The following is a 26957-nucleotide window of genomic DNA, read 5'->3' on the forward strand; positions in this document are numbered from 1 at the left end:
AATATACGATATAATACCTAGCAGTACATTACTTAACGATATATCTTACATCGTCTATAGCATACTACAAAGTTTTTCTTTCTTTGCACTACACTATATATAGTGAGGTTATGTATAGTGTAGTGTGTAATATTTGAGTAGAAAGTCGAATATAGTGATATACACTATATATCGATACATTATGTATATTATATATGGAATAAATACGTCGTCTAGAGTACATTCTTATATTTTATATAGTATATAATGTATCGTGTATGGTGATGTGCGTTAATTTTCTTTATTTCCAGAAGTATTTTATAAAAGATATACGATATAATGCTTTGCATTACATTGTTTGTCTATATACTCTACATCGTTTATAATATACGATTAAAAAATTGCAATTTGTTTTGTTAGTCATTTATATATAGTAATGCTATGTATAGTGTAGTGAGCAAATGGTATTATGTTTGAGTTAGAACTCGAACATAATACTATACACTATATATCAATACAGTATGTATAATATATATCTGTAAGATACATCCTCTATTATACATTATCTTTTTTACATAATATATAGTGTATCGGGTATAACTTTTGTTGTGGTTTGATACTCAGTAATATGTTATGCTTTTGAATAGTATATAGTAAACGATACACTATGTATTAGCTAATGCGTGATAACCTTGTTAGGAAACATTATTTTTATATACTATACATAGTGTATCATGTATTGTTTACGATATATCTTACACAGTACTTGCTATTGAATTTCTATATGGTATACTTTAAGTAGTTAAATATGTATCGCATTGTTATACATAGTGTATCGTACATATCGGATTGAAAGGAGTAGATATGGTTGCAAATACAATCGTAGTGATGGATGAAAAAGGAGGAGCAGCCAAAACAACATTAAGTTTATTATTGGCTCAAGCTCTAGGAAATGCTGGATATAAAACGTGTGCAGGTGATCTAGATGGTCAGTGCAATCTAACTACGGCAGCAGGAGTGAACGAAGACGAACAAGAAGGGATTTATTCTGTACTAAAAAAAGAAGTAGAAGTAGCTGATGCTATTGTCCCGGTTGACGGATATGATCTGCTTCCAGGTAGTAAGCTGATGAAGAACTGGGAGAGTGAAGCTTCAGGACTAAAAGATAGGGATTTTCGTTTAAGGAACGTAGTTCAAGATATCAATGATTACTACGATTTTGTACTCTTTGATACACCTCCGTTCTTTGGTGTTTCTACAACAAGTACCCTTTTTACAAATTCGAAAGTTTATGTTCTTATTCCTACTACACCTGATAAGTTTGGTATTGAAGGTGTAAAAGATACAATCGAAGATATTGAAGCTGTTCAAGAAGGATTTTCTTTCTTTGGAATTGATATTGTTATTGCTGGAATCGTTATAACTCAGGTTGATAAAGGGCCCGGCTTTAGTAAAAAATCAATTAAACAAGTCAAAGCAAGAGAAGCAGTAACAACTCTTGAGAAAATTGCGGAAGAACATAATACTAAAGTTTTTGAGCAATACTTATTTAATAATAAACAATACAAAGATATGATTGCTAATCAAGCAAATGTTTTTACAAATAGTGGCTATAGCATCCCTCAAAAACAAATCACAAATGTTATGAATGAACTAATTAAGACGATTGGAGAACACAATGGCGAAAAAGCTTAATACTATCCAACAAAGAAATTATAATAACCTTTTAACAGCTGTTGAATCAAATGATCGCACAACAGCTAAAGAAGTATTTGACCGTTTTTTTAAAGGGAAAGAGATTGAAGAAGTAGTAATTGATAAACTCAAGGAGAAGCATGATATTACCTATCTAACTGAAGCAAGTGTAGAACCCAAAAAAGCTGCTGTTTCTCCAAAAAAAGTAAACATTGTTACTCAGAAAAAAGAAAAAACAAAATTCCAACTAAACTTGAACCAGCAAAAACTCCGGAAGAAAAAGTGCGTTCAAATCTAAATATGACACAATTATCAATGTCTCGTTTTAGTGCATTAAGAGCTGTTTTAAATAAAAAAGACCTCAAAGGAGAAAATGGCAATTATCCTAAACGCGGAGGATCTGATAAGTTATTCACTGAAATGTTAGATCAGATGTACCAACTTCTAGATGAAGAACAAAAGGAGTTGTTTAATACATTGGTAGAAACTGAGTTGAGTTTTAAGTAATTAAGTTTAACATGTAGTTATCATACAAAAATGTAGGTAACTCGTATTGAAATCTTTTTTTGCATACAAAAGTGTAGGTAATTACTACACTTTTTGTTTTGTTGTATTTTAGAATATAATTAAGAGAGAAAATAGTGATGTTCTAAAGCTTAGTATTATTAATTTTGTTTTAGTAATAATAGTTTAAATAGTATTAAGTAGTATTAAGTGGTTAATAATAGTAACTAAGTAGTTAATTATAGTTTAAGTAGTAGAACTCCTGAAACCCTTGCTATTATTGAGCTAAGCCTACCTTTATCATATAAAAGTGTATGTATATCCTACAAATTGGTAGGTATATCATATAATTTTGCATGAAAGACACACAAAGTTGCATGTTAAGTCTACAAAAATGTATGTATGTCATATAAGATTGCAGGTGTATCCTACAAATTGGTAGGTATGTCCTATAAAGTTGTATGTTAAGTCTACAAAAATGCATGTATGTCATATAAAATTGTATGTATATCCTACAAAAGGGTTGTAAATTTTAAAAAATACTATGAAAATCAGAATATTAGTGATATAATGTCATACAAAAGGGTTGTAAATTAATATATTTATACCCTGTCACATATTGCAGTGAGTAATTAGCTTGTAGTAAAATAATTACTTTTATTTAAAATACGACCAAAATGTATGATGAATGAACTAAGAGAGGTAGAAGCATTTGGTAGAGAATAGAGAGTTCAGAGAAATCATCAAATATGATAATAAGTTCACCCAAATGTTTCAGCTGGGAGACCTTTCACCTCTTCAAGAAAACATGATTTATTCTATATTTGGTGAGTTGCGAGATGTTTATGACGAAAACGAAGCAGCAATCTTTTCTTATTCGAGTCTGGCAATGCTAGCAGGAAATACATTTTACAGTTCTAGGGAACAAAAAATTGTTCCTAGGACTGGTAAGCGATTTGAAACTACAGTTGAGGAACTAGAGGAAAGAATGACTAAAATTGTATATCGACATCCCGAAAAGGTTGTCGATGGTAAGGTAGTCTCTTATACCTCCATCCCACTGTTCAAGACCTTTAGAGTAGACCACGAAAATAAACTGATTAAAATCCACTTGTCTGATGCGGAATATACTGAATATGATGAAGTAACTACAGAAGATGGATTAAAAGTAAAAGTAGCGGTCAAGCGTACAGTTAAGGACCTTTTCAATAACCCAGAGTGGGGTAAAAAAGCTAAGTACATTCAGTATGGACGTGATTACCATAACCTATTGAAGAGTAAGTATTCTAAACGATTATTTAGACATTTAGCAGACTGGCGTAAAACAGGCTTTGTAAAAGATACAGCTGAAGAACTGGAGCAAGAAGTTTTGATTTTGGATAGTCCAAGTTTACTTCGTTCGAAAGGTACTAAGCTGCAGCAAGCGTTGGATGAAATCAATACGCTATTAGTTGATGAGCATGGGCTTCCTGTCATACAGGATTTAACAGTAGAGCGAATCAAAAAAGGAAAATCAATTACCCACTATATATTTAGGTTTAAACCGTTCGATGACGATTTGAGACGTATTGTTGCAACAAACGATAAAGTCATTACCTTTGAGAAGAAGAAGGAGTTAGACTTCAAACGTAAGATGGCTATCGTGATGGAGAAATTCTACACTGTTTTTCCTAAAGGGAGCAAAGCTGACAACTACAATAATAAAAATCAACTCAAACGTTGGCTTGAAACAATGGACCATGAACTAGTTATTGAGGCGTTGGAAAGAACAGGAAGTGATGCAAACCGTACTTTCGGTTGGACAAGAACGTTGCTCAATAAATGGGAAGTAGCAGGGTACACAAAACTTTCAGATTTGAGAGATAGTCATCCAACTAATAAGGATAATCGTCCTTCAAATGTTCCAGACTGGTCTGAGCCAAACTATGAAAATGGAACGAATGACAAAGACCGTTTAGGACTAATAGTAGTAGCAGTTAAAGCAGCAATTAAAATAGAACTCTCAAAGACGCCTGACGAAGAGAATAAGGCGGATATTAAACATTTAGCAGATAAACTGTTGCAAGAAAAGCTGTGGGAACTTAAAGATAAAGGTTTAGAGTCACTGTCTGATAGTCATTTTGAAGAGACAAGAGAACAACTTTTGACTGAGATACTTGATTATTTTAAAGTATAACTTCAGATATGTTTTTGAAAATATATTATATATATAATAGCGATACACGATGTATCGCTATTTTGTTTTAGAGATTTTTTATACTAGTTAAATCTAAAATCAACATGCAATCTTGTATGATATAATAGGTTTAAAAATATAAGTGGTAAACCTGTAGTTAATTGCTATCATTATTGAGAGGAGGAGAATTATGTCAAAACAGAAAGATAAATATCTAGCACTCAGAAGGCAATTACCAGATATTATAGATGAGTATATATCTTACCTTCAAGTAGATGTCGAAGAGCCTTCTCCCAAAATGGTTGAACGTTTGTCAGTAATCCAGAAATTTTTAAATAGCTATGCAATTACGATTGATAAAGAGGGTATCTCCCTATCATTGACAGACTTAGAAAAATTACCACGAGAATTTGTTCAAAATTATTTGGCAAATTTACGTCTGAAACCAGCAGGAAAAAGATTTATTCTCTATACTTTAGCAGCATTTTGGAATTATCTTACGAATACCTCCTTTACAATTGAGAGAGGAATGCCGTTATTTTATCGTAACGTGTTTAATGAATGGAAGATTGTTTATAAAGAGAGTTACCACAACATAATATATTCCGAATCAAAGAAAAAGACTATTTTGTATACGCAGCAAGAGCTTGAAGGGCTACTTGATTTCATGGCAAACAGTTATGTTACAACTCTACCAACTCAGAAAAAGGCTGATAATTGGGAAAAGGAGAAAGAGCGAAATATTGCTATATTTGCGATCATAATTGGTACTGGAGCAAGTACTCAAGAAGTTGTTAACTTGACAGTAAGGGATATTGACATGCGAAAAAAAGGAATTTGGGTTGTTAGGAACAATGAGAAACAATTTATCCGTTTTCTTCCTTTCACAATTCCTTATATAGCTCCATTTGTTAAGGAACGACGTGGACGCTGGGACTTAGACCCTTCTATACCGTCATTATTTTTAACCATGTTGAAAAAGCCTATGGGGAGAAATACAATAGGTCATTTGGCAAAGAACATTGGACGTGCTTATGGTAAGGTAATCACTCCTAGCATTTTAAAAGACAGCCATGCCTCTATGGTTTATAAAGAAACAGGAGATATTAAGAAAGTTGCTGAAATACAAGGATATAGTTTAGATAAGAATCACCTTATAAGATTTATTGATTGAACGTGTGAACTTGTCTCAAGATTAGTCAAAAGGCTACTTAAGGCCTTTTTTATGTCACTGGGTTACGAATAGTGACTCCTAAGTCTATAATGAATTTATAGAGAATTAAGGAGGTCTTATGCTTAGAAAAAACAATGAAAAAAGAGGTTGTCTTGGCAGTCTGATTTGGATACCGATAGCTATTGTTGTTATGTTTTGTATAGCTGGATATGGTATGTCCCAAGGAATTAATGTACCTGGTATTTTATCTAGTGGCTTTAATGTTATTAGTAAAGGAGAGCATGCCAATTCAAGTGATGTCGGAAAATTATTTGGGAAATTTTTTCCCAAGTCAGAATCTTCGGAAACAGGAAACAGTTCTTCTAAAACAAGTGGTGGAAAGTCTGATGCTTTTAGCTATAGTCCATTGCCTTTTGAAAACCATAAGCTAATGGTCAATGGAGATTTGGATAGTCTTGGTAGAGCAACATATGGGCACATCAGACTAAAGTATTCGGACAAACCACAAGATGATAGGGAAAGTAAAATAAATGTTGATCCAGTCGGTTGGCATAACTATCGTTTTAAGTATGAAGATGAGCACGGAAAAGTCAAAAAAGCTTATCTGATGAATCGTGGCCATCTTATTGGTTATCAGTTTTCTGGATTGAATTCTGAAATAAAAAATCTAGTACCTATGACACGCTATTTGAATGCAGGAACGATGTCTGATAGTAAAACGGATGCTAATAATCCAAACGGTATGCTATACTACGAAAATGCACTAGCCAAATGGTTGAAGAAAAACCCAAATATGTACTTAGATTATTGTGTTGTTGCAAACTATACTGACAATGAGTTAGTACCTAGGACTGTAACGCTTTACTGGACGTCCTTTGATGAAAATGGTTCACAGTATGGAGTTGAACTATCAGAAGAAGGATTAGCAACAAGTGATGGAAATGTGAGTTCGGTCACACTTCAGAACGTTTCAAAGAATGCTAACATTAACTATTTAGATGGTACAGCCACAAGTAATTACTAACATTGACTATAGAATGTTTTATGCTAAAATAAGAATCAGCGTAAGCGTTTGAACAACAAAAAGGGGGGGTATAGCCTCTTTTTTGTTGATATAATGGAGAATTTTTATTCTAATTTAAAGGGATAATACTATTGAATCTGGTTTGGAGAGCAGTAGAATCTATCAATGTACTCCATATCTTTAAACTCAGTTACTAAAGCAAAGGGGATCGACATGATATAGGTTTGTCCGCTGTTCGAGAGAGTTTAGGGAGGTATCCTAATTGTTCTTTGTCAATACGATTTAAAGACTATCATTTAAAACAGACGCTAAAAATAGAAAATGTTGTCCTTTTATGACGAAAAAACTACAGTTTATGACTTCAATGAAACTTTAGTTGTCTTTATATTATACTAATCTTGTAAATCATAAGAAAAGGAACGTCAATCATGAAAACAACAACTAAACTCATTGGTATCCTATCAGCTATTATTGTAGTTATCCTCGCTATCTTCTTAGTGACTAAGTTTAATAGTCATGAGTCAGCGCGTGTTAGCACAAGTAGTAGCCCAGCCAAGACGGTTAAGAAATCATCTTCAAGCTCAAGTAAAGCTGTTAAGAAGGATAAGAAATCAGTCCAATCATCAACTTCAGCAGTTTCAAATGAAGAAAATGACAATCAGGCTTCAGCAGTAGCGCCTAAAGCTTCCTCTCAAGAACAAGCTCAAGCAGGCACTACAGATGCTGGGCAAGTGGCTGAAGCAACAACACCAGCTTCTCAAGTTGGGGGAGTTGAAGGTGGTCGAGGTGCTTGGACAGCTACTTCTGGAACATTGACACTTGATGAGGAAACCCCTGTATATGCTGCACCAGATAAAGACAGTGGGGTTGTTTCTAAAATGCCTGCAGGTGATGTTGATTGGGATAAATATGAAATTTTACCTGATGGAAACTGGTATAGTTTTGTCAAAGATGGGCAACGTTATTATATTTCATATTCAGATGTAGGGCATTGATAAAGTATTAAGAAGTCTTTATAAACCACTTTTCAAGTCTATCAAGGCTTTAAGATAAACATGAAATAAAAAAGACAGTAACTATTCTGAAGTTACTGTCTTTTTGGGTCCTACGAAAACCACTAGCACAGCTAGTGGTCCCAAAAATTATTAAGCTATGTAGCAAAAAATACTAGAAACAGACTATTCAACGGCAAAACCTAAGTCGATTAAAGAGGTTAAAGTTAAAAGCCGACACTTATTCACAAAATCTGATAGTTTGAGAAAAGAGATGATTTGCACTACGAGTGGTAATCGTAGATTTAGGGTATTTTTCCAATACGCTATTTACATTATGTAACCCAAGGCCTCTTCCTTCCCCTTTACTAGAGTACCCCCTAGCAAAAATATGACTAACATCCACTTTTTCTGATTTTATACTATTTTCAACGATAAGTACCAATGAATCATCATTGTTTATGAAAACAACAGTCATTCTAGGACTTGTGGCTTTAATGGTGGCTTCAATGGCATTATCACAAAGGACAGAAAGAACAGTTATGAAATCTAGTAATTCTATCCTAAAATTACTAACAGGTTCGTCAATCTCAACAGAAATTGAAATTCCCCTATTTTGTGCCTCAAGTAATTTAGCGGAAAGAATACTTTTGATAGCATCATTCTTAATATTACTAAGTTTAGCAATATCAAACTTACTATCATAGAATTGGTTTGCACTATCTCTAAGTACACCATTGTATACAGTTTTAATAGCTTCAATATCTTGATTATCAATTCCTAATTTTAGACTGGTCAAAATATTAATGTAGTCATGACGGAAACTTCTAATTTCCTCATAAAGTGATTCAACATGATGGCTGTAAATAGATAGTTCATTTAATTGAGTATCTTTTTGATCAATTATTTCCTTCTCTAGTTTTTCTTTTGAAATTGCATTGAGATAGAGTAGCATTACAAAAAACAGAACAATATAAAAGTTATTAATATGTCCTCTCCAATTATCTGCATCAGCTAATTTGTCTCTATAAATAACAAGTATAGAAACTAAGAGCATATATACAAACATAGAGATGTTGATCAGTAACAATAAATACTTGAAATAGTAACGCTTGAAACCTTCTTTTATTTCGTTAAAATCTAACCTAAGAGATTTTACTATGAGTAAATGAAGAGGGAAAACCAGTAATTCAATTAAGATATCATACCAACTTAGTTTGACTTCATTGAAGACAGAGACTCCTAGTAGAGGGAAAACGTAGAATGCTAACATTCTACCTAGCAAGCTTTCAACGATAACGGGGTACAAGCCATAAAAAATATCAAGTGTTTTACTACCATACTTATTTTGATATATGTTATAAGCAATAAAGGTAAAAAAGAAAGTAAAGTACCCAACAGGAGGACATATGATGAGGAGTAGAACATACAAAAATGGACCAATAATACACCACAAAGGTTTGATTGGTTGGTTACTAACCTGTTGAAACAGTAACAATGCTACTAACATCTTAGAATAGAACAGCAATAAATTTATAACTATATCCATAGAAACACCTTAGCTTTTCAGAGATTTAACTTTTTCTAGGAGGCCCTTATATTTCGTACGCGAAATGGGACATTCATTATTATTTTCAAACATTACCATTTTATCTTCTTTATTGATCCTAACGATATTTTCAGGATTAACGATAAATGAACGATGGCATCGAAATAGGCGGTCATCAGCTCGTTCAACTTCTGAAATACTGGCGTAGAACTCCATGCGTTCTTCTTTAGTATGCAAAATAACTTTATGTATTGTTGGAGATGTTTCAAAAAATAAAATATTGTTAAAAGGAACTTGAACTTGAGCCGTAGCTGTTTCAAAAGTAAATGAATCTTGGGCAATAGTGGCACCCATTTTATCCATGGTATATTCAATTGCTAAAAGAACACGTTCATAAAACTCTTCATCATCCAAAGCTTTATCAATAAAATCTAGTGCAGCAACTCTATATTTAAAAGTGACTGGCATAAATTCTGAATGTGTTGTTACAAAAACAATTGTTGCATTAGGGTCTTTTTTCCGAATTTCTTTTGCAATGTCTAGCCCCTTTTTTTCTTCTCCTTTAATTTCAATATCTAAAAAGAAAAGTTGATGAGAACCTCTTTCGGTAATCGCATCAAGTAGCTGGCTAGGTTTTCCAAAAATCTCAGGTCCTTTACATTTTAGAGATTTTTTGAAATAACATCCTTAATAACAGTCTCTATTCGTGTTTGTTGTAAAAATTCGTCTTCTAAAATAAAAATATTTAACAATTAGTGTACTCCTCATTCGCTAAAATATTTAGTAACTGTATCTTCCTTATCCTAAAACAAAAGACATTGAGATCTTTTCCAAAATTAAAAATTATATGACTTGTTGTTTTAGATAAGAATGATATTATTTAGGGGTAATTAATGCATTTCTATGGCATCTAAATAAAAATCCATATTTCTTCTCCAAGTTAATATTGTATAAGTAGTGATTGGAGTAATAAAACCGATAAGTCGTAAATAGTCTAGAAACAATCATCATCGCTATATTTTTATCGTAGATGACAATAAATGAACCGTTTACGATATTCGACTAATTAAACGATATAACCAAGCTATAATAGGAATAGAAATTGGAGGAGAAGCATGCTAAATATTGTAAAGCACTTTTGGTTGTTGATTACTGTAAAAAGGTATATAAAAAAATATAAGTTGAAAGTTAAAATTAGTAATCAATTTAATTCATTAAGAATTACTACAGCAACCAATTGTCTATATTTTATCACACTTACACATGGATGTAACTATGGGAAAAAAGTCAAAAAAATTAGGCGGTGTAACGTTAGTGCACAAATTATTTTATTGATACCAAACATTGATTATAAAAGAATATTCAATGAACATCTCGAACTCTTAGGTGTTATTGATATAAAAAAGTCATTAGCAGGATTTACTAATGTCATTAGTGGATATCTAGATTACTTTTTTAATATCGAAAAGGTGCACTAACCTACCTGTACATTAATCAGTGTTGGAGTTTTATTGTCTTTTGAAAACCTCAGGGCTGCACTAGTAGTTCTTAAAAGTTTTTAGTGATGTATCCCAAAGTCCCTCTAAAGTATTATATTAGATTGGGTTTACCACCCAAGCGAAGTATTATTCCAAAGGGAAAAAGTAGTTTATAATCAGTTATCTTTACATTTGTTGCTCTCTAGCCTTGCATTGATATCAAAAATCTATATAATAATAATTAAAACAGAGCCAGAAGAAAGGGTGAGAATTATGTTTATGATCTTGGTTCTATTACTAACATTAGCGAGTTTCTTATATGTTACCATTGGTATCGCCAAGAAAATCTTTTCAATTTTCGCCTTAATTACACCAATTGTAGTGTTGTGTGTCGGGCTTCTTATCGCAATGAATTAACAAAAGTCAAGGGGGGTCACTATCTTACAGGTAGTGACCTTTTTTGTTATGCTTTTAATGTCAAAAAAGACATTAAAGGAGACATTCTATATAAAAAGTCAAGAGGAAATTCTAAAAAATAAAAAACACCACTGCGATAAACTTGAATGCAAGTTACTCAATCGTCTGGAGGATGGACTTATTATTTTACACCTTTTAGTCTAAAAGCTTAATTTTAGACACGCAAAAAATCTTGCCCTGGAGCAAGTTTTAAAAATCATTCTTGATTTCTGTATTTTTATCTTAGTTTAGCCTCATCAAAGGTTTGATTGGTTTTGAGGAGATGATAAATGACACGAATAAGCTTCTTGGCAACAAGTGTCACAGCTACATTATAGTGTTTTCCTTGACTGATTTTTAGCTTTAAATAGGCTTTAAAATGAGGTGAGTAAATCGAGATGAGCTTGGCAGCTTGTATTAGGGCATACCTTAGATAAGAGGAACCTCGTTTTACCATATGACCGGTATTATCCATCTGTCCTGATTGGTAAATGGCAGGGTCTAAACCTGAAAAGGCTTGAAGCTGATTTGGATTTCTGAAATTATGAATAGTCTTCATTTCAGCTAGAATAATTGCACCAAGGCGACTTCCAATTCCAGGAATAGAAGTAATAGGAGAGTTCAACTCAATCATCAAGAGGTTAATTTCTTCTTGGACTTGGTTAATTTGCTTATCGTAGTGTTTAATGCTTTCAATTAATTGCACTAATTCTAAGGATAACACGGTAGAAGTATTACCAATAGTTTGTTTGGCTATCTCTTGTATCTGATGAGCTTTATCAGCGGTTAGCCGTTTGATTTTAAGTAACGATGAGACTCTAGCACGAGCTATCTTTTGAGCAGAAGGGTACTTAGTCAATAACTCATAGACAAAATGACTATGAAGATTACTAACGTAGCTATTAATCTCAGGAAAGATAATGTCAAGTAATCGGATATATAAGTTCTTGCATTTAGAGCGGGACTGAATTAAGCGATTTTGATAGCGTGTGAGTTCTTTTAATTCATCCATTACTTTATCTGTCTGATAATAATCAGGAGTGACGTCAGAGCGTAGCTTACGAGCGATTAATAAAGTGTATTTCGTATCTGTCTTAGTTTTTCTAAGGGATTGTGATTTGGCAAATTGCTTAATAATAAAAGGGTTGTAAGCAAACACGTTGTAGCCTATCTCTCTTAAGAAAGCGACAATATTGTAATTATAGTGCCCTGTACTTTCAAGTGCAATCTGGACATCTTGTGTGATAGGAGATAGCTGTTCTAGCTTTATTTTCAGCTGATGAAAACCTTGATAAGAATTGGCAAATCTAAAGTTAGTGATTACTGTTTCTCCAGTTTCATCCATACAAGCTAAATCGTGTTTGGTTTTGGCGATATCAATACCAACATAGAACATAAGTTTCTGATTCCTTTCCAAGTGATTAGCAGCTGTTGTTCGTTCCACGCACTCTTTGCCTTGTATTCTTACACGAAATAAAACGTCCAAGCGTTATCATTCTCATTACCAATAAAACAAAGAGCTGTGGTTAGAGTCTCCTTTAAATCGTCAAAGCGATTAAAACATGGTACTAATCCACAGCGCTGAACGAAGTATAAAACAAATCTAAAAAATAATTAAAGAAAGGGTTTATACTAGCGGGAGCTACCCACTAATATAAATATAAGAAAAACTTGTAATACAAGTTAACCAGAACCGAGGTTCTGGTTTTTTATGTTTTTACAAGAGAATCAAAATTTATGCTAAAATAAGGTTTATAGCGATTAGTCGCTATAAAGATAAGCTTTACATCCGAAAGGAGACATAGATATGGCTAAAAAAGAAATCGGACATCATTTTTTGGCTAGGTTAGGAAAAACACGCTTGCGCCCAGGAGGCGTAAAAGCTACTAATTGGTTGGTTGAACAGGGAAATTTTTCCAAAGACAGTAAGGTTTTAGAGGTCGCCTGCAATATGTGTACCACATCAATTGAATTGGCACAAACTTATGGTTGTCAAATTATTGGTGTTGATATGGATAGTAAGGCGCTGGAAAAAGCGCGTGTTAACATTGCTAATGCAGGACTTGAGAATCATATCCACGTTCAGCAAGGAAATGCACTAAAGCTCCCATTCCCTGATAATTCATTTGATATTGTCATTAATGAGGCGATGTTAACCATGCTTCGCGGAGAAGCCAAAGCAAAAGCGATTAAGGAATATCTACGAGTTTTGAAACCAGGCGGACGCCTTTTAACACATGATGTTTCCTATGTTTCTGATAAAGCAGAAGCAAAATTACATCAGTTAAGCCAAACGATTAATGCTAATGTTGAACCTTTACATGTTAATCATTGGCAAGAACTTTTTCAGGCAATCGGCTTTTCAAGTGTTGAAGCAACCTATGGAAACATGACTTTGATGTCATTGTCAGGGATGATTCGTGATGAAGGATTCTTAAAAACTTGTCAGATTCTATACCGAGGCTTACAAAAAGAAAATCGTTCCCAATTTACGAAAATGTATAGTTTTTTCAATAAAATTGGCAAGGATTTACGTTACATTGCAGTCGTTAGCACTAAATAAAGGAGACATTCTATATAAAAAGTCAAGAGGAAATTCTAATCGCAATGAATTAACAAAAGTCAAGGGGGGGTCACTATCTTACAGGTAGTGACCTTTTTTGTTATGCTTTTAATGTAAAAAAAGACATTAAAGGAGAAAAATATGAAAGCACTTAAACTTATAAGAGAGGACGGTTATGAAAACGTCCATTATGCTAGTTTAGGGGAGCAAAAATTTAAAACATTGGTTGTTGCAGATAGGAAAGATGAACAAGAACAATGGTTTGAGCAACCAGAAATCGAATGTGTTCCAGAAGAAGTTTCAGATATCATTCGAAACTATACACTCCCATATATTGATCTCGGAAATACTGAAGATGAGTATTTGTTAGAACAAGCAACTAATAAGGTTGTATCAGTTGTGGTAGAGAATGTACTTGAAACACAGCCGTTTATTCCGAGAAATAGAAATGGTCGCCCTATCGGTGAAGGTGTCGCATTCTGCGATATGTTAGTAGGGCGTGTTCAGAATGGAGAACTTGCTGGAACAACAGTTTATATTAAACAAACAGAATCAGGCTTCCGCCAACCAAAAGACTTCTTTAAAATGGTTGGGCGTATTTTCCCTTGCAAATTAACTGAAATTCATATCCAAACTATCGACAATTATAAATTAACTATTAATAACCCATCAAACTATGTTGTTGAAGGTAGTATTGAGTTAGCTGAGTGGTTAACTAATTATCAACTTCTTCAGCAAATTGAAAAGAGTAAAGATAACTCTTCACGTAATCGAGATAGAAAAAACATCTTGGAACGTACTCATGAAGGTATTGTATCTGCCGTGATTAACAATGGTAGTAATGCAGGTATCATGGTTATGACCAAAAAATTACAAACGGTATTCATTCCAAAACATAGGGTAAGTTATGAGTGTGATTCTTCATTTGTTAACCTAGACGAAGTAGTGTCAGTCTTTGATAGGGTGGAATTTAAAATTACTGGGGCCAATACCCAAAAACCAAGTCCAAATCAAAGAGAACGTCACATTATCCATGACTATATTCGTATCGAGGGAGATATGAAAGTTCTCGAAGAAGCACCTCAAGATGCTTTGATTGAGATGATTGATAATAAGAAAGTCATAGGACGATTGTTTAAAGTGCGATTTATCAGTTTTGATCCACAGAGTCTACATACCGTAGAGTTGGTTGACTTTCCAGGTATAAAAATTAAAATGAAGGACTCAGGTTCTTTAAATCGAGTTCCTTTTAAGCAAGGAGATGAAATTTCAGTTGTTATTCAAGATGCTCATTATCGCTGGGTAGACGCAAATAGCAGGGGGCGTCGAGTGGCTAAAAAAACTGAAGAAGTGAGCAGTAATTCACAGAATACGGAAGAGAAAAAATGTCTGTTTCGTATCAAATCACGTTTCAATAGTTTCTATCCAAATCGTGTGAACAGTAAAATCTTATCAACATTTTTTACTAGTTGAGTCGCATATAGTTCCCTCTGAAATGGGAACTTTTTGTTTACGTTCGGAACAGAAAAATTTAACAAGGAGGGGCAATGAACCATCATAATATCAATGCTATTGTCTATTATCTGATAGTCTTTTTTCGGTATGTCTTACCTATTACCTTGGTCTTCATCGGTATCGGTAGGTGGAGTTATGCTAAATCTATCAATAATCCAGAGAAACAAATTATGGGAGTAAATTTTGCCTTAAAATCAATTTTATTCTTATATATCGTTACATTTATCCCTATTTTCATCATCTATGGACTCGCAATGATATCAAAGGGAGGCACACATAGTGGTGACTTCTCTATGATTAGCTTCGTAGAAGTCTTTACCCTAATAGAAATTCTTGCAGTTGGAATATTGCCTGCATATGGTTTCATACAAGGATACATATATCACTATCAATGGTTAATTACAGAAGGTAAGAAAACAACAAGCTTACCTCGACGAAATCTATTCATTAGACTTGGAGTAATAAGTCCGATTGCTATTGTTGTATTTATGGAAGTCTTGAAAAGAATGTTTGCTTACTAGAGAGGTGCTTTATGCGGAAGATCTTGAAATTATTTTTTAATCGTTATTATACAAATGGTAAGCGAACGATAGATATCTTACTGTTTTGTTGGCGAAAATATATTGATTGGGTATATCATATATCTTTTGGATTATTTGCTTTCAATATTATTATGTTTATCTTTAGATGGCGTTTACCTAATTGGGTATTTATATCTTTATTTATATTTTTGTTCGTTAATATGGCTTTAGTTTTATACATTGGTGTATGGCACAGTAATGTTACAAGTCGTCAAATTTTCGTGTTATTTGAAAAATATGATACCTTGAAACGAGCAGAACGAAAGAAGATTATTGGTAAGTATGCTATAAGAGCAGCACTAGCAGCAGTACTTATATCTTCTGGATTATATGTACTAACAATCAATAATTTTATCTTATCCCTTATTAATCGTATGTATGATGTGGCAGATAATTATCTCAAATATATGCCCTGGTCAATACCAAATGGAAGTCAGACAGGTATTGTTTTAAGTTATCATACCCTCAAACCTTTAATAGGAGCGGACTGGTTCAACAGTTTATTATTGTTGACTCCGATTGGAGCAATTGGTCTTATTTTTTATAATAGTTATGCGACTGGAATTGCTGAAAAAACCTACGAGAAACTTGTAGAGCAATGGCTTGGTGGACGTTATTTCCAAGACAGTGTATTAAGTAATATCGTTCATAATCAAGATGAAAAAGGTCAAGCGAATTTGGTTATGGGGCTTAACTCTAAAACTGGAGAGCAAGTGATTTTACATGCTAATGAGAGGACTTATCATACCATTATCTTTGGTTTGATTGGTACTGGTAAATCGGCAACGATTCTGATTCCAGCAATGCTACAGGATATGGAAAATATGAAATATTATCTACTATCCTATCGTAAGTATTTGATGAAAGTAGATGAAGAACTGGAAGAAGAATTCTTTAGCACAGAGTTTGAACGGAAGAAAAAAAGACGTGAATTGTTGGAACAGTGGTATAACAATGGTTATGCTGCAGAGCTTACAAATGGTATTTATATGACCGAACCATCGGGTTCAATGTATGGCACAATTGTTAAGTATGCTCATAAGATGGGCTTCCCCGACGAAATGATTTGGACTCTAGATCCTACTAACCCAGGAACTGGTGCAATTAATATTTTAGATGGAGATACTACTCAGGTAAAAGGGGCGGTTCGAGACCTATTTAAACGATTTAGTGATCCAACAGGGACTGGTTCTTCTTTCTTCCTTAACCAAGAAGGACAACTTACTGATAATATCATTACTGTCATTAAAGAGGTAGCGTTGATCCCAGATGCACCAATCAACTATATGTTAAAAGGTAAGTCTCCAACACTAACTGAATTCTCAAATATGTTACGTTCTAGCGATTGGATTGAAGCCTATATTGCTGTTTTTGAACAATTACTCAATCGAAAGAAAAGGCTTTTTGAAGAAACGTTGAAAAAGCATGAAGCGTTCTTAGAGCATGAAAAAGAAAAGTGGTTAGAGGAATCAGAGTACAATCGTGAACACGAACAACTCTTTGATACTATCCTTAGACCAGAGAATGTTCATGAAGCTATTAACGCATTTAATGATGAAAGGAATAAACTTGAAAACCTCCAAAGCTCTTATGATTATTTCATCAATGCTCATCAATTAAATTCGTACACAGAGGAATATTATTATACCTTTGATGCTAATGTATCTGGTCTAAAAGCAGTCATTGATGACCTATCATCTTCACCAGAAATCCGTCGTGTATTTTTCTCTCAAAGCACCAAGGATTTGGATATAGTTTTAAAAACGGGTGGGATGATTTTGGTCAATTCTGCTAAAGGTGTTCTTGGTAAAGAAAAGTCTCGAATGGTAGCACAGATGGTAACATTGGTTATGCAAAATGCTGCTCAAAGACGTCTCCCAGATAAGTCTCCATTCTTTGCTTTTTATGAAGATGAAAAGAATGGTTATTTGATGCCAGGTAATGATAGTAATTTCCTAGATGAGTCTCGTAAGTTCCATGTTCCAGTTATGCATGCTTATCAACATGACGAACAAATTAGGGATTCTATTGGCGAATCTGGAGCCGATGCAATCAAGATGTCTTATCGTAATGCCTTTACCTTCCAACAAACCTCAACAAAGGTTGTAGAGTTCATTAATCTACGATCAGGAGGAAAACATTATGCTCTTAAAGAAACCAAACGTGCAGCAAACGATGATCTCTTAGCAGGGAATCAAGGTAACTCAAGTGCGACTTCAGAGGAAGTAGTAGAAGAAGATAACTTCACTGCTAGAGATGCAAATAACCTAGAGAAGTTCCAAGTTGGTGGTGTTATCGTCAGTGATGATGAAGTCTCAAATATGATTTATTTAACAACATCTCCGCATTTTGAAATGGATATTTCAAAGGACTCTTTCGTCTCACATACACCTTTCAATAAGGTTTATGGGCTTGGAGAGGAAGAACCGGAAATTGCAAAAGCATACAAGTTGTGGAGAGCAGAAGTGATAGAATATTATGCTCAAAAAGAGTCTGAAAGCCACCTCTATGAAAGTGATTTTACTGAAGAAGAATGGCAAGCAATCATGGATGTTAAAGTGCCAAATGTTGATAGTAATGTAAATGATACGGTTGGTAAAAAGGATGATTCCCCATCAGGTAAAAGAACAATCTTAGTCAACGAAAGTATGACAGAACATAGAGAAAACACTTCAATTAGAGAAGAGTCGACAGAGGATACTGAGCAAAAAGAGGAGATCGATATCTCTGAAATCCCTCCAGTTGTTGAAGAAAAACAAACTGTAAAAAGCAAAAATGATATCGTTGAGTTGAAGGATAAAGAAATCTCTCAAAGAGTGATCCTAGCTCCATCCTCTACACCTGAAACAGTTGATACTCAAAATATTCAAGCACCTAATCAAGAGTTTGAATTAGCTCAAGAGCTATCTCGTGTAGCACGTGAGAAAGCAACTAAAACTTTAAAAAGTAATGTAGAACAAATGGCTATTGATGAAGAAGAAGGTTTTTAGATAACGTAAAAAGCAACGATTTCCGTTGCTTTTGTTCTAATTTTTAGAGTCATTATACGTTTCTTTGTTAGTTTTCTCAGCATACTTTCTTTCTTTTTCTTCTGCTTTTCTTTGCTTAATTTCTTTCTTTACTTCTTTAACCTTATTTTGTGTTTCAACAACCAACTCATCAATAGATAAATCTGGATTTTCTAGTTTTTTCAATTCAAAATAGATTTGCCCTAGTTTATCTGTTTGTGATTTTAGATAGGCTTTAAGTTGCTCTGTAGCTTCTCTCTTTTGTTGTTCTAAAGCTTCAAGTTCCTTAATAAAATCTGATTCAGTTTTTTGTTTTTTCCTACCATAATTTGCTCCTTAATTATTAATTATATCTAATAGTATAGAGTGAAAACATTAAAAGTCAACCCATGTCACTCCCTTGAAAATAATCTATTCTTGGGTATACTGAACACTATAGCGACCTATTATAAATGAATCCTAGTTGTAGTTTATAAGTACTTAAAACCTAATAAAACCGGTTGTTGCGAGTGTTATGTAATACCCAGATTTTATGAATGAAAGTATACAGAGAACAATAGTCTAAGAGTTTCCTGTATTTATGGGGTTGAAAGGTAACATTAGAAACACGTAAATTATAAATGAGTAAATAGCGAGCATTGTATAGCTAGAATCAACTTTATTTTATAGGGTTATCGTTATAGCAACATACTACGATTATATGAATGAGAGGAGATGAAAGTATCAATCAGCATTTTACGGGTATAAGAGAATACTTGTGTAAGGCAATAGTAAAGGCATAACACGACTTTAAAAGTAATAGCTGCACTCTTCGAAAAAAGACTAGACTATATACCCTATTGATTGACTATTTTAGAACTACAAAATGCAAGATATAAAAAATAGAGATTTTACCTCGTTTATTTCAAATAAAAAAATAAAATTCATTACACCCAGAGAAATAAAATAGCTACTTATTTTGTTTCAAAAAATCAAAAGATCTCACTGTCGTTTTCAGAAGAGGAGCTCATTATCTTTTACCACTTACTAAGGTTTGGTTATTTTGATAAGGAAATCGTTGACCTCATTTATACCGCAGTAACACGAAAATCCAAAACTCCTAATTCATGGTTTTATCGTCTTGTTGGAAAGGTTAATCATCCTATTTCAGCATGTTCGGATGCTAGAAGCGGTAAGAGAAAAATATATTATCTGAACAAAGGTTTTAGTACCTGGTTGCTTACTATGATTAAGGGGATTGATAAAATTCGGTTGCTGACGACAACGACAGAATATGATAGGTCAGTATATAGCATTGTCAGTAATAATCTTTTAGGAGGGAAACCTCAAACCGTAAATATTCATGATCTAGAGACCAGACGATTAGTTGCTAAAATCTTAAACAAGCTTTTCTTAAAAAAACAAGACAAGTCTGTTTACGACCTTAACATACAAGTCGTATTTCCTATTAGTCGGGTTAATCTTTTAATGGTTCCTGATGCTGTTGTATTTGTGAACGATAACCCTTTTTTTATTGAGTATGACCGAGCAACAGAACGTCAAACAATTCTACTTTCTAAAATATTTGGTTACGCAGAAGAACCAGCATTTGAAAATTCTAGTTTATTTTTCGTTTTCGAGAATAGCCGTAAAGATAATACGCAAGTATCTAAACGTTTAATGAACTTTTTGGAATATGTAAATGAGGTCGAGGTTGAAGGTGTAACTGGACATGACATGTTAAAGCGTAAAAGTATTTCTTTGTTCAGTCAAACAACAACAAATGCTTCTGACGTTATTGTCGAAATCATTCAAGAAAAGCTGTTTTCAAATCATAAAGATTGGTGTGATTGCGAGGCTTATGATTTTTCTGAACTACATAAAATAGATTATCTTGTAAAGGAGATATCAGAACCTTTAGATGATGATAAATTCCAGTTATCAGCTGTTGTTGAAACTGACTCCTGGGAATTGAAAGAGTACCCTATGATACCTATGGCATATATCAAAAATGACTTGATTCCACACTTAACTAGTCTCTATGAAGAATTCTCAATAGAGTATGAACATATGATCATTGTATTTTCAAAAGAAGTTCTACCAGAAAAAATCAAACTCCCTTTTGATGATTATTTCATTATTGTTTATAGATAGAGTAAAGGAGTTTGTGAATGGATTATTTGGAATACTTAGGAAGAAGACTTGTATGGTTAGTTGTTTCGCTTGTAGTTGTAATCGTAGTAAAAAGACCACGACTTTTGAAAGGATTGGCCCTAGTAAGTGATGAAGTTATCGGTAAAATCAACTACTTTATTTTCTTAACGATTGCTTGGCTAGTTCTTGTTACATATTTTATTTTGTACTTGTTTACGGTAGTTACTTTTTTCCTATCATGGCATTCGCTAACACTGAATAATGTGCTGGAAATGATTTTACAAACCGTATTAATCATCCCAACACTCTATACGTTATTTGTTCCACACAACGAGGTTATCAAGAAGGTTGATGCCTTCTTATCAGCAAAAAAAGATTAAATCACGCGCAGCAACTGCAACATGTCATCATTCTCTTGGCTATAAAAAAAGATTGAAAGGTAACGATAATTAATGAAAATAAAAATTGAATCTGCTTGGCAGTCCCTCTGTGATGCATTCCCAAAATTAAAGGATAATCCACTTTACAAGGGTTGGTATATTAGCTATGCGGTCCTTGTGATATTATCTATTTTGATGGTAGTTGTAGTGAACCATAAGGTGGTCTATGCATTTCCATTTGATTGGTTTGGTTTGCTTTTTGGAATTATCTTACCTTGGGTTCTTACGACCTTTTATATCGTATATCAAGGTGTGGACCATGCTCATCAGTTTACATCGACTAAAGTTGTTCTTGGGTTATTTATGTTACCAGTAATTCTGATAGGTTTTACTTCTAATTTTAAGAATGAATATAGTTATAGCAATCGTATGGTTACTTCAGTTTTTGACCAAGAACTCACACAACAAAGTTTCCACGCAACGAGGATTACATCAAACCAACTTGATTACTTTAAGAAAGATAATGTCATTTTTCCTTATAAGAAGAATACAGCTTCAGAGATATATGTGTTCTTTAGACCTGATTGCCCTTACTGTCAAAAATCAATTCCAGTACTCAACAAGAGCTTAACTAAAAAAGAACGAAACAAGATTATCTATGTCAATGTTCTTGATGAAAGTGGTAAGAATTTAGCTGAAGCTATGGGGGTAGAAAAAGCAGCAACAGTAGTTATTTATCATAAGGATAAGAATTCTGGTGGATGGTCCAAACGGATTGAACGAATGGCAAGTGGGAAGCATGCTGCACCTCGTCTTGATGAGGATGCTATTCGTGATATCGTATCAGTCGCAAAGGAGAAAACAAAATAATGTATTTATCAAAAAAAGACATTTCAGAGTGGATTGCCAACCTAAAAGCAGGTGACGAGGTTGCTATTCAGAGAACACGTATGGATGGTATTGTAGTGTCTAGTGAGCGTTGTATTGTTGACAAGTGGTTAGGAAAGAGACTTATAGTTGTAGACGGAAAGCATTTTGTCCCTAGCACTGGTTTGAGACAAAGTAACTCTGTCGTATCAGGTCAAAAGACAATCGTGGAACAACTTTTCCCACTGGATGCTTTACTTTTAGATGAGGAAGAACTTGCCAAAAGAGACACCATTATTCAAAATTTGAAAGAGTCTGCTGAACTTCTAGAGCACGCGCAGAATTATTCTTCATTAGTTGTTTCTAGGGTGCTTCGAAAATTGTCAGTACTGGACGTTGGGGATATTTATGATCTAAATGAACTACGTTCCTCTAGTAACACAGAAGACTTAGAAGATAGTGCTTTATTGGATAGACGGAAACTCTCAGAGAAGAAACGTTGTCTAAAAACCCTTGACCGTATGCTTACGAACTTGAGTCAAGATAATACCTTGGGTGCTTTTAAGTTAATCTCTCTTTTAGGAGAAGTAGCTTCTGAATTTACTGATTTTGAAAATGAGGTAAGTGAATGTTAGCCTATATCATTTTGTTTGTAGTTATGTTTGCTATCAAGTGTGTCACTCTTACTTTTGTGAAGAATAAAGAGTCTACAGTAGTCAGTACTTTTTTGAGTGGCACGAATCTGATCTTCCTTAATACTATTGTCTGGTTCCTGCGATTAACAGCCATGTCCCAGTTTTATCTTTTGGTAGTGGATAATAATCTAACCGTTATTCCTATAATTGTTGGTTTTATTCTACCCAATATCTTGTTCTGGTTTAAGGGTATCAAAGCTTCTTTATCGGATTTGCTTGTACGTTGGTTAAAATCAGTCATTGGCCATAAGTATAAAACATGCCCATTTTGTCATGAATCACATTTATTCTTTCGATACACAGAAGACCTCACAGCTGCTTATTACTATCTCTTGACAGAAGATGATAGTCTTGTGGGCATTGGAGATTTTGAAAATAGTGACCATCCTGCACGTTTCTTTTTAAGTAACGATGAATCACATTTTGATGAGCTGGTTGATACCATGCTACCTTATATGTTGCCTGGAATGGATGAGGTGGTCTATGTAGGTGGGCGACAACAGCGATTGGCTAGAGAATTGTATTGTGTCGATTGCCAGGCACGAGTCAGTGAGGATAGTGGGGTACAATTTGGTGAAGTACTTTTAAGAGAGCATCGGAGGGAGAGAAGGGAGTGGGATTAGTTGCAGATCTTCCTCCTGAAAAACCTGGAGAAATTAAACAGGATTGGAATGATGTATTAAAAGCTAGTAAGTTTGACAACCAAGAGATACAAGAGGAAGAAAAGACATTACCAGCAACAGAAACCAATCAAGGATTACACAATCAAATTGAGGATACAAAAAAAGCTCCTGAACATAGTCAGGAGCAAATAAAAAAAGAGAGGACCAATGTCAGTAAGGGTTCTTTACAGCTCGAAGCTGAAGGTAGCACCGCACCCGTACCAGAAACTGATACCTTTGAACGCTCTGTTACCAGACGTCCTACCGTATCCTCTCGCTATATAAATATTAGCATAAAAAGTGGCTTAAAGTCAAGAAAACACCCAAATACCGGTCTGTTAGTGAAAGTGATTTGAGCAAAATTAATAGGTATGGTAGAGAGGTTCAAGATGCTGCTATTGTTTCGCAACTCTACTATAATGGATTTATTCCTTTTTGTGTTTACACAACTTATTTTACACTACCACAAAATATAAAGATATTTATGTTTTTTATTGATAAAGAATTAAACTTTTAGTATAATAACAGTATTAAAATCACATTTTCCATGTTATCACCTCATTGAGGATTAATGGAAACGCTGTGAAATTTCAACATAGCGTGAAGTGTAGGAAATTCTCCTACGCTTTTTTTGTATGTAAAATTGAGTTGTTTGTTCTGCGTGTCTGAATTAGTAAGTGAGAGCTGCTAAGTTCATCTAGCTATCCCTTAAGGCCCCATTCATACAACAAGTGATGGGTAGAATAGCCTATCACTTTTTTTCAGCACGCGCGTGAGTAGGACATCGTGTAACTTTTAAACACAAAAAACTCTAAGCAGGCAGAGCCTGCTTAGAGTTTTTGTTGCACTATGTTTTACAATTTATCTCTTAAAATAAACTTTGTTCATAATGGTTACCTCCTACACTTTTCAATATAAGTATTGAAGAAAATGAATAAGACCAATCAATCGTTACCACTTCAATTTTATGCTCCTTGATTGTCTTAATGTAATAAATATCTTCAAGAGCAAACTGATAAACTCTAGAATTTGTCTTAAGTGATAGAAAGTTCATTTGATCTCCCTTGAAAACAAGTGATTATTTGTTAACTGATATACTTTTTATCAATTTTCTTAAGTAGTCCATAGACTATCAGCAACATAATACCTCCAATAATTGTCAAATAATCTTTCTTATCTCCCGTTTTAGGAAGATTATTTGACTGCGCAACTATTGCCGTACCAATAGATTTTTCATTTGAAGATGTAGGCGTTATTGATAAAGTAGTATAGCTAACACCTGTATTTTTGTTAGTAGCTTCGGTTTTTTCTCCAACGCTAGGGAGTTGCTTTTCTTGTTCGCTGTTGCCTACGTTACTCTCAGTAAAAGCTACCTCACTACTTTTTTTATCTAGATCTTTAAACATATAGCGATAAATATCATCGGCTCCGCCGCCGCCAACCCAGCCAGAGATAGCTTGTCCATTTTCAAGACGAATAAGAGTTGGTGTTCCAGGGATACCCACAGTACCGAAAAGAAAATCACTTGCATTCTTATCAAAATCTTCACCATCTGTATTGTAGTATTCAACTGGTGTTAATTGATTTAATTTTTTCAACTCTGGTGAAAATTGGCGACAGTAATAACAAGTTGGACGCCCAACATAAAGAAGATGTTTATTCTCATCAGGGGTAAACATTTGATATACATCATTGATAGAAACTTTAGTTAAGTTCTCTACATTTTCTTGATACTGCTCTTGTGTAACTTCTGGAGCAGCTTCAGCTTCTATATCGGACGCTTCTTCAGCAACAGGTGTTTCCATATTAGTACTTGTGGCCTCTTCAGAAACGACTGCGGGTACTTGTGTAAAACTATCTGTGGATTCAGTAATTTCTGGTATTTCATCAACGGTTGAATTATTTTGACCAACCGTATCCTCAGTTATAATCGCTGTTTTTTGATCTATAGAACTGGTTTCATCTGCTAAAACATTTGGAAAGTTAGCTATAAATAAGATACTTGTTAACACTGTTATCTGTTTTAGTTGCTTTTTGATCATAGTTATCATCCTTTCACTTTTTAAGTTTCCTGTCTTAAGACTATATCATAAAAGAAACTCTCTTTTTTCTTCTTTTCCTAAAAGGTATAGTTTTTTGCCCAAAAGGTGCTTTTTGGGCAAAAAAAACAAAGATTAATCATAAATGGGGCAGAACACAACCTCATCAGTTAGAATTCTTTGCTAAGGGAAGATACTACAAATATAGATACTCTAACTGTCGACCTTTTCTCATTAATGCGTCTCAATCTTGTACATAAATGTTTCTAAGCGAGAAGGTATTACCTAAAGAAGGATTTATCGTTCATACTACCAAAGCTCTCAATAAATATACTAGAGTATGATTTCGAGAATTATCTAGAAAGAAAATAAGACATCAAAAGAGAGCTTGTCAATGATGCTCATTTCACAACCATTGAACAAGCTCAGCTTGAAACTTTTAATATAATAAGACTTACTATAGTCTCAAACGTTTGCATTTCGCTTTATGACACTAACCAGCCTTACTATCCCATTAGTTTAAGTTATTGTCAACTAATTCATAATATTGGAATAAAATAAAGTTCGCACTCAACAAATGGAGAATAGCTCTTTTATCTAAAATAAACTCACAACCATTGTCCAATACTCATCAAACCGATTCCAAGTCCTTTATTTTTATATTCATGACTAGTAATTGTCATATAGAGGAGCTTTACACTATCTGATAACTTTTGATTAATTGCCAAAGGACGAAGTGAAGATTCCAAATCAGCTACAATTCGTGGAAAATAAGAACTCTTTTTTTCTAAATCACTTTTAGCTTTTTGTAAAATCACCCTTTCAGACTGAGACAATTTAGAATCAAGACAATCATCAAGCAATTTTGTCAATTTAACTTCTTTTTTATTACTATGTGTGCTTATCATCTGCTTATGGTCCCCTTATGTAAGTGATCAACCTTTAATTATGGACGAGGAATCCATGGTCCATACCTCATCCAGCCATTAACAACTGTGTTAACAGTTGCTTGAACATTTCCAGTGGTAACGACATAACGCCATTGATGAGTCCTAGTATCTAGACAACCATAGCCATTTGCTCCATATAAAACAGGTCTACAAACGCCACCCTCAACAGTAGCTAATACGTCAGTGTTTAGACTTTTAAAGTCTTTAATAGTATTCATTACTATTGTCTCCTTTTTTATTTTTATCTTAAGCTATTTCTTAAGATGGGATAAGTATAGCACAAGCTTTCTATTATTTTACGTTTTTGCCTAAAATGTTATAATTAGGTCTTGATTGACACTTTTTATTTCAACACTAAACTGGAAGCTACCAATAAACTTATCAAGGACATCAAACAGTAGGTTTTCGGATTTCGTAACTTCAAAAACTTTAAAATTAAGATTCTCATCACTTTGAACACATAAAGAGAGAACGAATCTCGTTCTCTCTTACATAGTTTTTATCAACCCACTATAGTTAATAATAACCATCGTAATG

24 protein-coding genes and 2 pseudogenes are annotated in these 26957 nt (G+C 33.9%); 19 read left to right on the top strand and 7 right to left on the bottom strand.

What is annotated here, in order from left to right; translation table 11 throughout:
- Positions 1-843: 843 nt before the first annotated feature.
- The 7 genes from HSISS3_RS02520 to HSISS3_RS02550 all read left to right on the top strand — a co-directional run bounded on the left by HSISS3_RS02520 (position 844) and on the right by HSISS3_RS02550 (position 7547).
- Entirely contained in the window at positions 844-1674 is an 831-nt protein-coding gene (locus HSISS3_RS02520) for a ParA family protein (protein WP_021151484.1), read from the top strand.
- On the top strand, positions 1658-1972 hold the full coding sequence (locus HSISS3_RS12220; RefSeq protein ID WP_021151485.1) for a hypothetical protein: 315 nt from the start codon (positions 1658-1660) through the stop codon (positions 1970-1972). Before HSISS3_RS02520 ends, HSISS3_RS12220 begins: the two co-directional genes overlap by 17 nt.
- A gap of 2 nt (positions 1973-1974) precedes the next feature.
- Positions 1975-2181 carry a hypothetical protein gene (locus tag HSISS3_RS12225; RefSeq protein ID WP_042771711.1) on the top strand — a complete coding sequence of 69 codons (207 nt, stop codon included), beginning with the start codon at positions 1975-1977 and terminating at the stop codon, positions 2179-2181.
- 709 nt (positions 2182-2890) lie between these two features.
- Positions 2891-4354 (top strand): replication initiation protein, encoded by a 1464-nt coding sequence (locus HSISS3_RS02535; protein ID WP_021151487.1) that lies wholly within the window; start codon positions 2891-2893, stop codon positions 4352-4354.
- 190 nt (positions 4355-4544) lie between these two features.
- Positions 4545-5528, top strand: a complete 984-nt coding sequence (locus HSISS3_RS02540; protein ID WP_021151488.1) for a tyrosine-type recombinase/integrase — start codon at positions 4545-4547, stop codon at positions 5526-5528.
- A gap of 118 nt (positions 5529-5646) precedes the next feature.
- Positions 5647-6552, top strand: coding sequence for a DNA/RNA non-specific endonuclease (locus HSISS3_RS02545; protein ID WP_021151489.1), 906 nt, complete (start codon positions 5647-5649; stop codon positions 6550-6552).
- A gap of 428 nt (positions 6553-6980) precedes the next feature.
- The gene (locus HSISS3_RS02550) at positions 6981-7547 is read left to right on the top strand and encodes a hypothetical protein (RefSeq protein ID WP_021151490.1); all 567 of its coding nucleotides are present in this window, start codon (positions 6981-6983) and stop codon (positions 7545-7547) included.
- Between the two features lie 238 nt (positions 7548-7785).
- Here HSISS3_RS02550 and HSISS3_RS02555 read toward each other — a convergent pair whose 3' ends face one another.
- Positions 7786-9093 carry a sensor histidine kinase gene (locus HSISS3_RS02555; protein WP_021151491.1) on the bottom strand — a complete coding sequence of 436 codons (1308 nt, stop codon included), beginning with the start codon at positions 9091-9093 and terminating at the stop codon, positions 7786-7788.
- 9 nt (positions 9094-9102) lie between these two features.
- Positions 9103-9845: pseudogene (locus tag HSISS3_RS02560) on the bottom strand (response regulator transcription factor).
- A 363-nt stretch (positions 9846-10208) separates the two neighbouring features.
- On the opposite strand from HSISS3_RS02560, the gene HSISS3_RS12085 reads away from it, so the two are divergent.
- Positions 10209-10571: a hypothetical protein gene (locus HSISS3_RS12085; RefSeq protein ID WP_042771714.1), complete on the top strand. Its 363-nt coding sequence runs from the start codon at positions 10209-10211 to the stop codon at positions 10569-10571.
- 694 nt (positions 10572-11265) lie between these two features.
- On the opposite strand, the gene HSISS3_RS02570 is transcribed toward HSISS3_RS12085, so the two are convergent.
- Entirely contained in the window at positions 11266-12423 is a 1158-nt protein-coding gene (locus HSISS3_RS02570; protein ID WP_042771716.1) for an IS110 family transposase, read from the bottom strand.
- A 411-nt stretch (positions 12424-12834) separates the two neighbouring features.
- Between HSISS3_RS02570 and HSISS3_RS02575 the strand changes: the two genes are divergently transcribed.
- From HSISS3_RS02575 to HSISS3_RS02590, 4 genes are all read left to right on the top strand, one after another.
- Positions 12835-13590 carry a class I SAM-dependent methyltransferase gene (locus tag HSISS3_RS02575; protein WP_021151494.1) on the top strand — a complete coding sequence of 252 codons (756 nt, stop codon included), beginning with the start codon at positions 12835-12837 and terminating at the stop codon, positions 13588-13590.
- Between the two features lie 141 nt (positions 13591-13731).
- Entirely contained in the window at positions 13732-15063 is a 1332-nt protein-coding gene (locus HSISS3_RS02580) for a hypothetical protein (protein ID WP_021151495.1), read from the top strand.
- A 74-nt stretch (positions 15064-15137) separates the two neighbouring features.
- Positions 15138-15626, top strand: coding sequence for a hypothetical protein (locus tag HSISS3_RS02585; protein ID WP_042771718.1), 489 nt, complete (start codon positions 15138-15140; stop codon positions 15624-15626).
- Positions 15627-15847: 221 nt separating this feature from the next.
- The gene (locus tag HSISS3_RS02590) at positions 15848-18676 is read left to right on the top strand and encodes a hypothetical protein (RefSeq protein WP_240472094.1); all 2829 of its coding nucleotides are present in this window, start codon (positions 15848-15850) and stop codon (positions 18674-18676) included.
- Positions 18677-18712: 36 nt separating this feature from the next.
- Here HSISS3_RS02590 and HSISS3_RS12230 read toward each other — a convergent pair whose 3' ends face one another.
- Complete coding sequence (locus tag HSISS3_RS12230) at positions 18713-18880, bottom strand: hypothetical protein (RefSeq protein ID WP_021151497.1); 168 nt, start codon at positions 18878-18880, stop codon at positions 18713-18715.
- Positions 18881-19918: 1038 nt separating this feature from the next.
- On the opposite strand from HSISS3_RS12230, the gene HSISS3_RS02600 reads away from it, so the two are divergent.
- From HSISS3_RS02600 to HSISS3_RS02625, 6 genes are all read left to right on the top strand, one after another.
- Positions 19919-20827: a replication-relaxation family protein gene (locus tag HSISS3_RS02600; RefSeq protein ID WP_021151498.1), complete on the top strand. Its 909-nt coding sequence runs from the start codon at positions 19919-19921 to the stop codon at positions 20825-20827.
- Positions 20828-20844: 17 nt separating this feature from the next.
- On the top strand, positions 20845-21207 hold the full coding sequence (locus HSISS3_RS02605) for a hypothetical protein (protein WP_021151499.1): 363 nt from the start codon (positions 20845-20847) through the stop codon (positions 21205-21207).
- A gap of 72 nt (positions 21208-21279) precedes the next feature.
- Positions 21280-22077: a thioredoxin family protein gene (locus tag HSISS3_RS02610; RefSeq protein ID WP_021151500.1), complete on the top strand. Its 798-nt coding sequence runs from the start codon at positions 21280-21282 to the stop codon at positions 22075-22077.
- Complete coding sequence (locus HSISS3_RS02615) at positions 22077-22709, top strand: hypothetical protein (RefSeq protein WP_021151501.1); 633 nt, start codon at positions 22077-22079, stop codon at positions 22707-22709. The genes HSISS3_RS02610 and HSISS3_RS02615 overlap by 1 nt, the downstream gene beginning before the upstream one ends.
- The gene (locus HSISS3_RS02620) at positions 22703-23392 is read left to right on the top strand and encodes a hypothetical protein (protein WP_021151502.1); all 690 of its coding nucleotides are present in this window, start codon (positions 22703-22705) and stop codon (positions 23390-23392) included. The genes HSISS3_RS02615 and HSISS3_RS02620 overlap by 7 nt, the downstream gene beginning before the upstream one ends.
- Positions 23383-23787 carry a hypothetical protein gene (locus tag HSISS3_RS02625; RefSeq protein ID WP_042771724.1) on the top strand — a complete coding sequence of 135 codons (405 nt, stop codon included), beginning with the start codon at positions 23383-23385 and terminating at the stop codon, positions 23785-23787. Before HSISS3_RS02620 ends, HSISS3_RS02625 begins: the two co-directional genes overlap by 10 nt.
- 729 nt (positions 23788-24516) lie before the next feature.
- On the opposite strand, the gene HSISS3_RS02635 is transcribed toward HSISS3_RS02625, so the two are convergent.
- The 3 genes from HSISS3_RS02635 to HSISS3_RS02645 form a co-directional block, all read right to left on the bottom strand.
- On the bottom strand, positions 24517-25473 hold the full coding sequence (locus HSISS3_RS02635) for an LPXTG cell wall anchor domain-containing protein (RefSeq protein WP_021151503.1): 957 nt from the start codon (positions 25471-25473) through the stop codon (positions 24517-24519).
- A gap of 605 nt (positions 25474-26078) precedes the next feature.
- On the bottom strand, positions 26079-26342 hold the full coding sequence (locus HSISS3_RS02640; protein WP_051176068.1) for a bacteriocin immunity protein: 264 nt from the start codon (positions 26340-26342) through the stop codon (positions 26079-26081).
- A 74-nt stretch (positions 26343-26416) separates the two neighbouring features.
- Positions 26417-26638 carry a garvicin Q family class II bacteriocin gene (locus HSISS3_RS02645; protein ID WP_021151505.1) on the bottom strand — a complete coding sequence of 74 codons (222 nt, stop codon included), beginning with the start codon at positions 26636-26638 and terminating at the stop codon, positions 26417-26419.
- Positions 26639-26752: 114 nt separating this feature from the next.
- Between HSISS3_RS02645 and HSISS3_RS12090 the strand changes: the two are divergent.
- A pseudogene (locus tag HSISS3_RS12090) lies at positions 26753-26936 on the top strand (transposase); the annotation flags it as partial.
- Positions 26937-26957 lie beyond the last annotated feature (21 nt).

It is taken from the genome of Streptococcus sp. HSISS3 (genome assembly GCF_000448605.1).
In the GTDB taxonomy this organism is placed as follows: Bacteria; Bacillota; Bacilli; order Lactobacillales; family Streptococcaceae; genus Streptococcus; species Streptococcus raffinosi.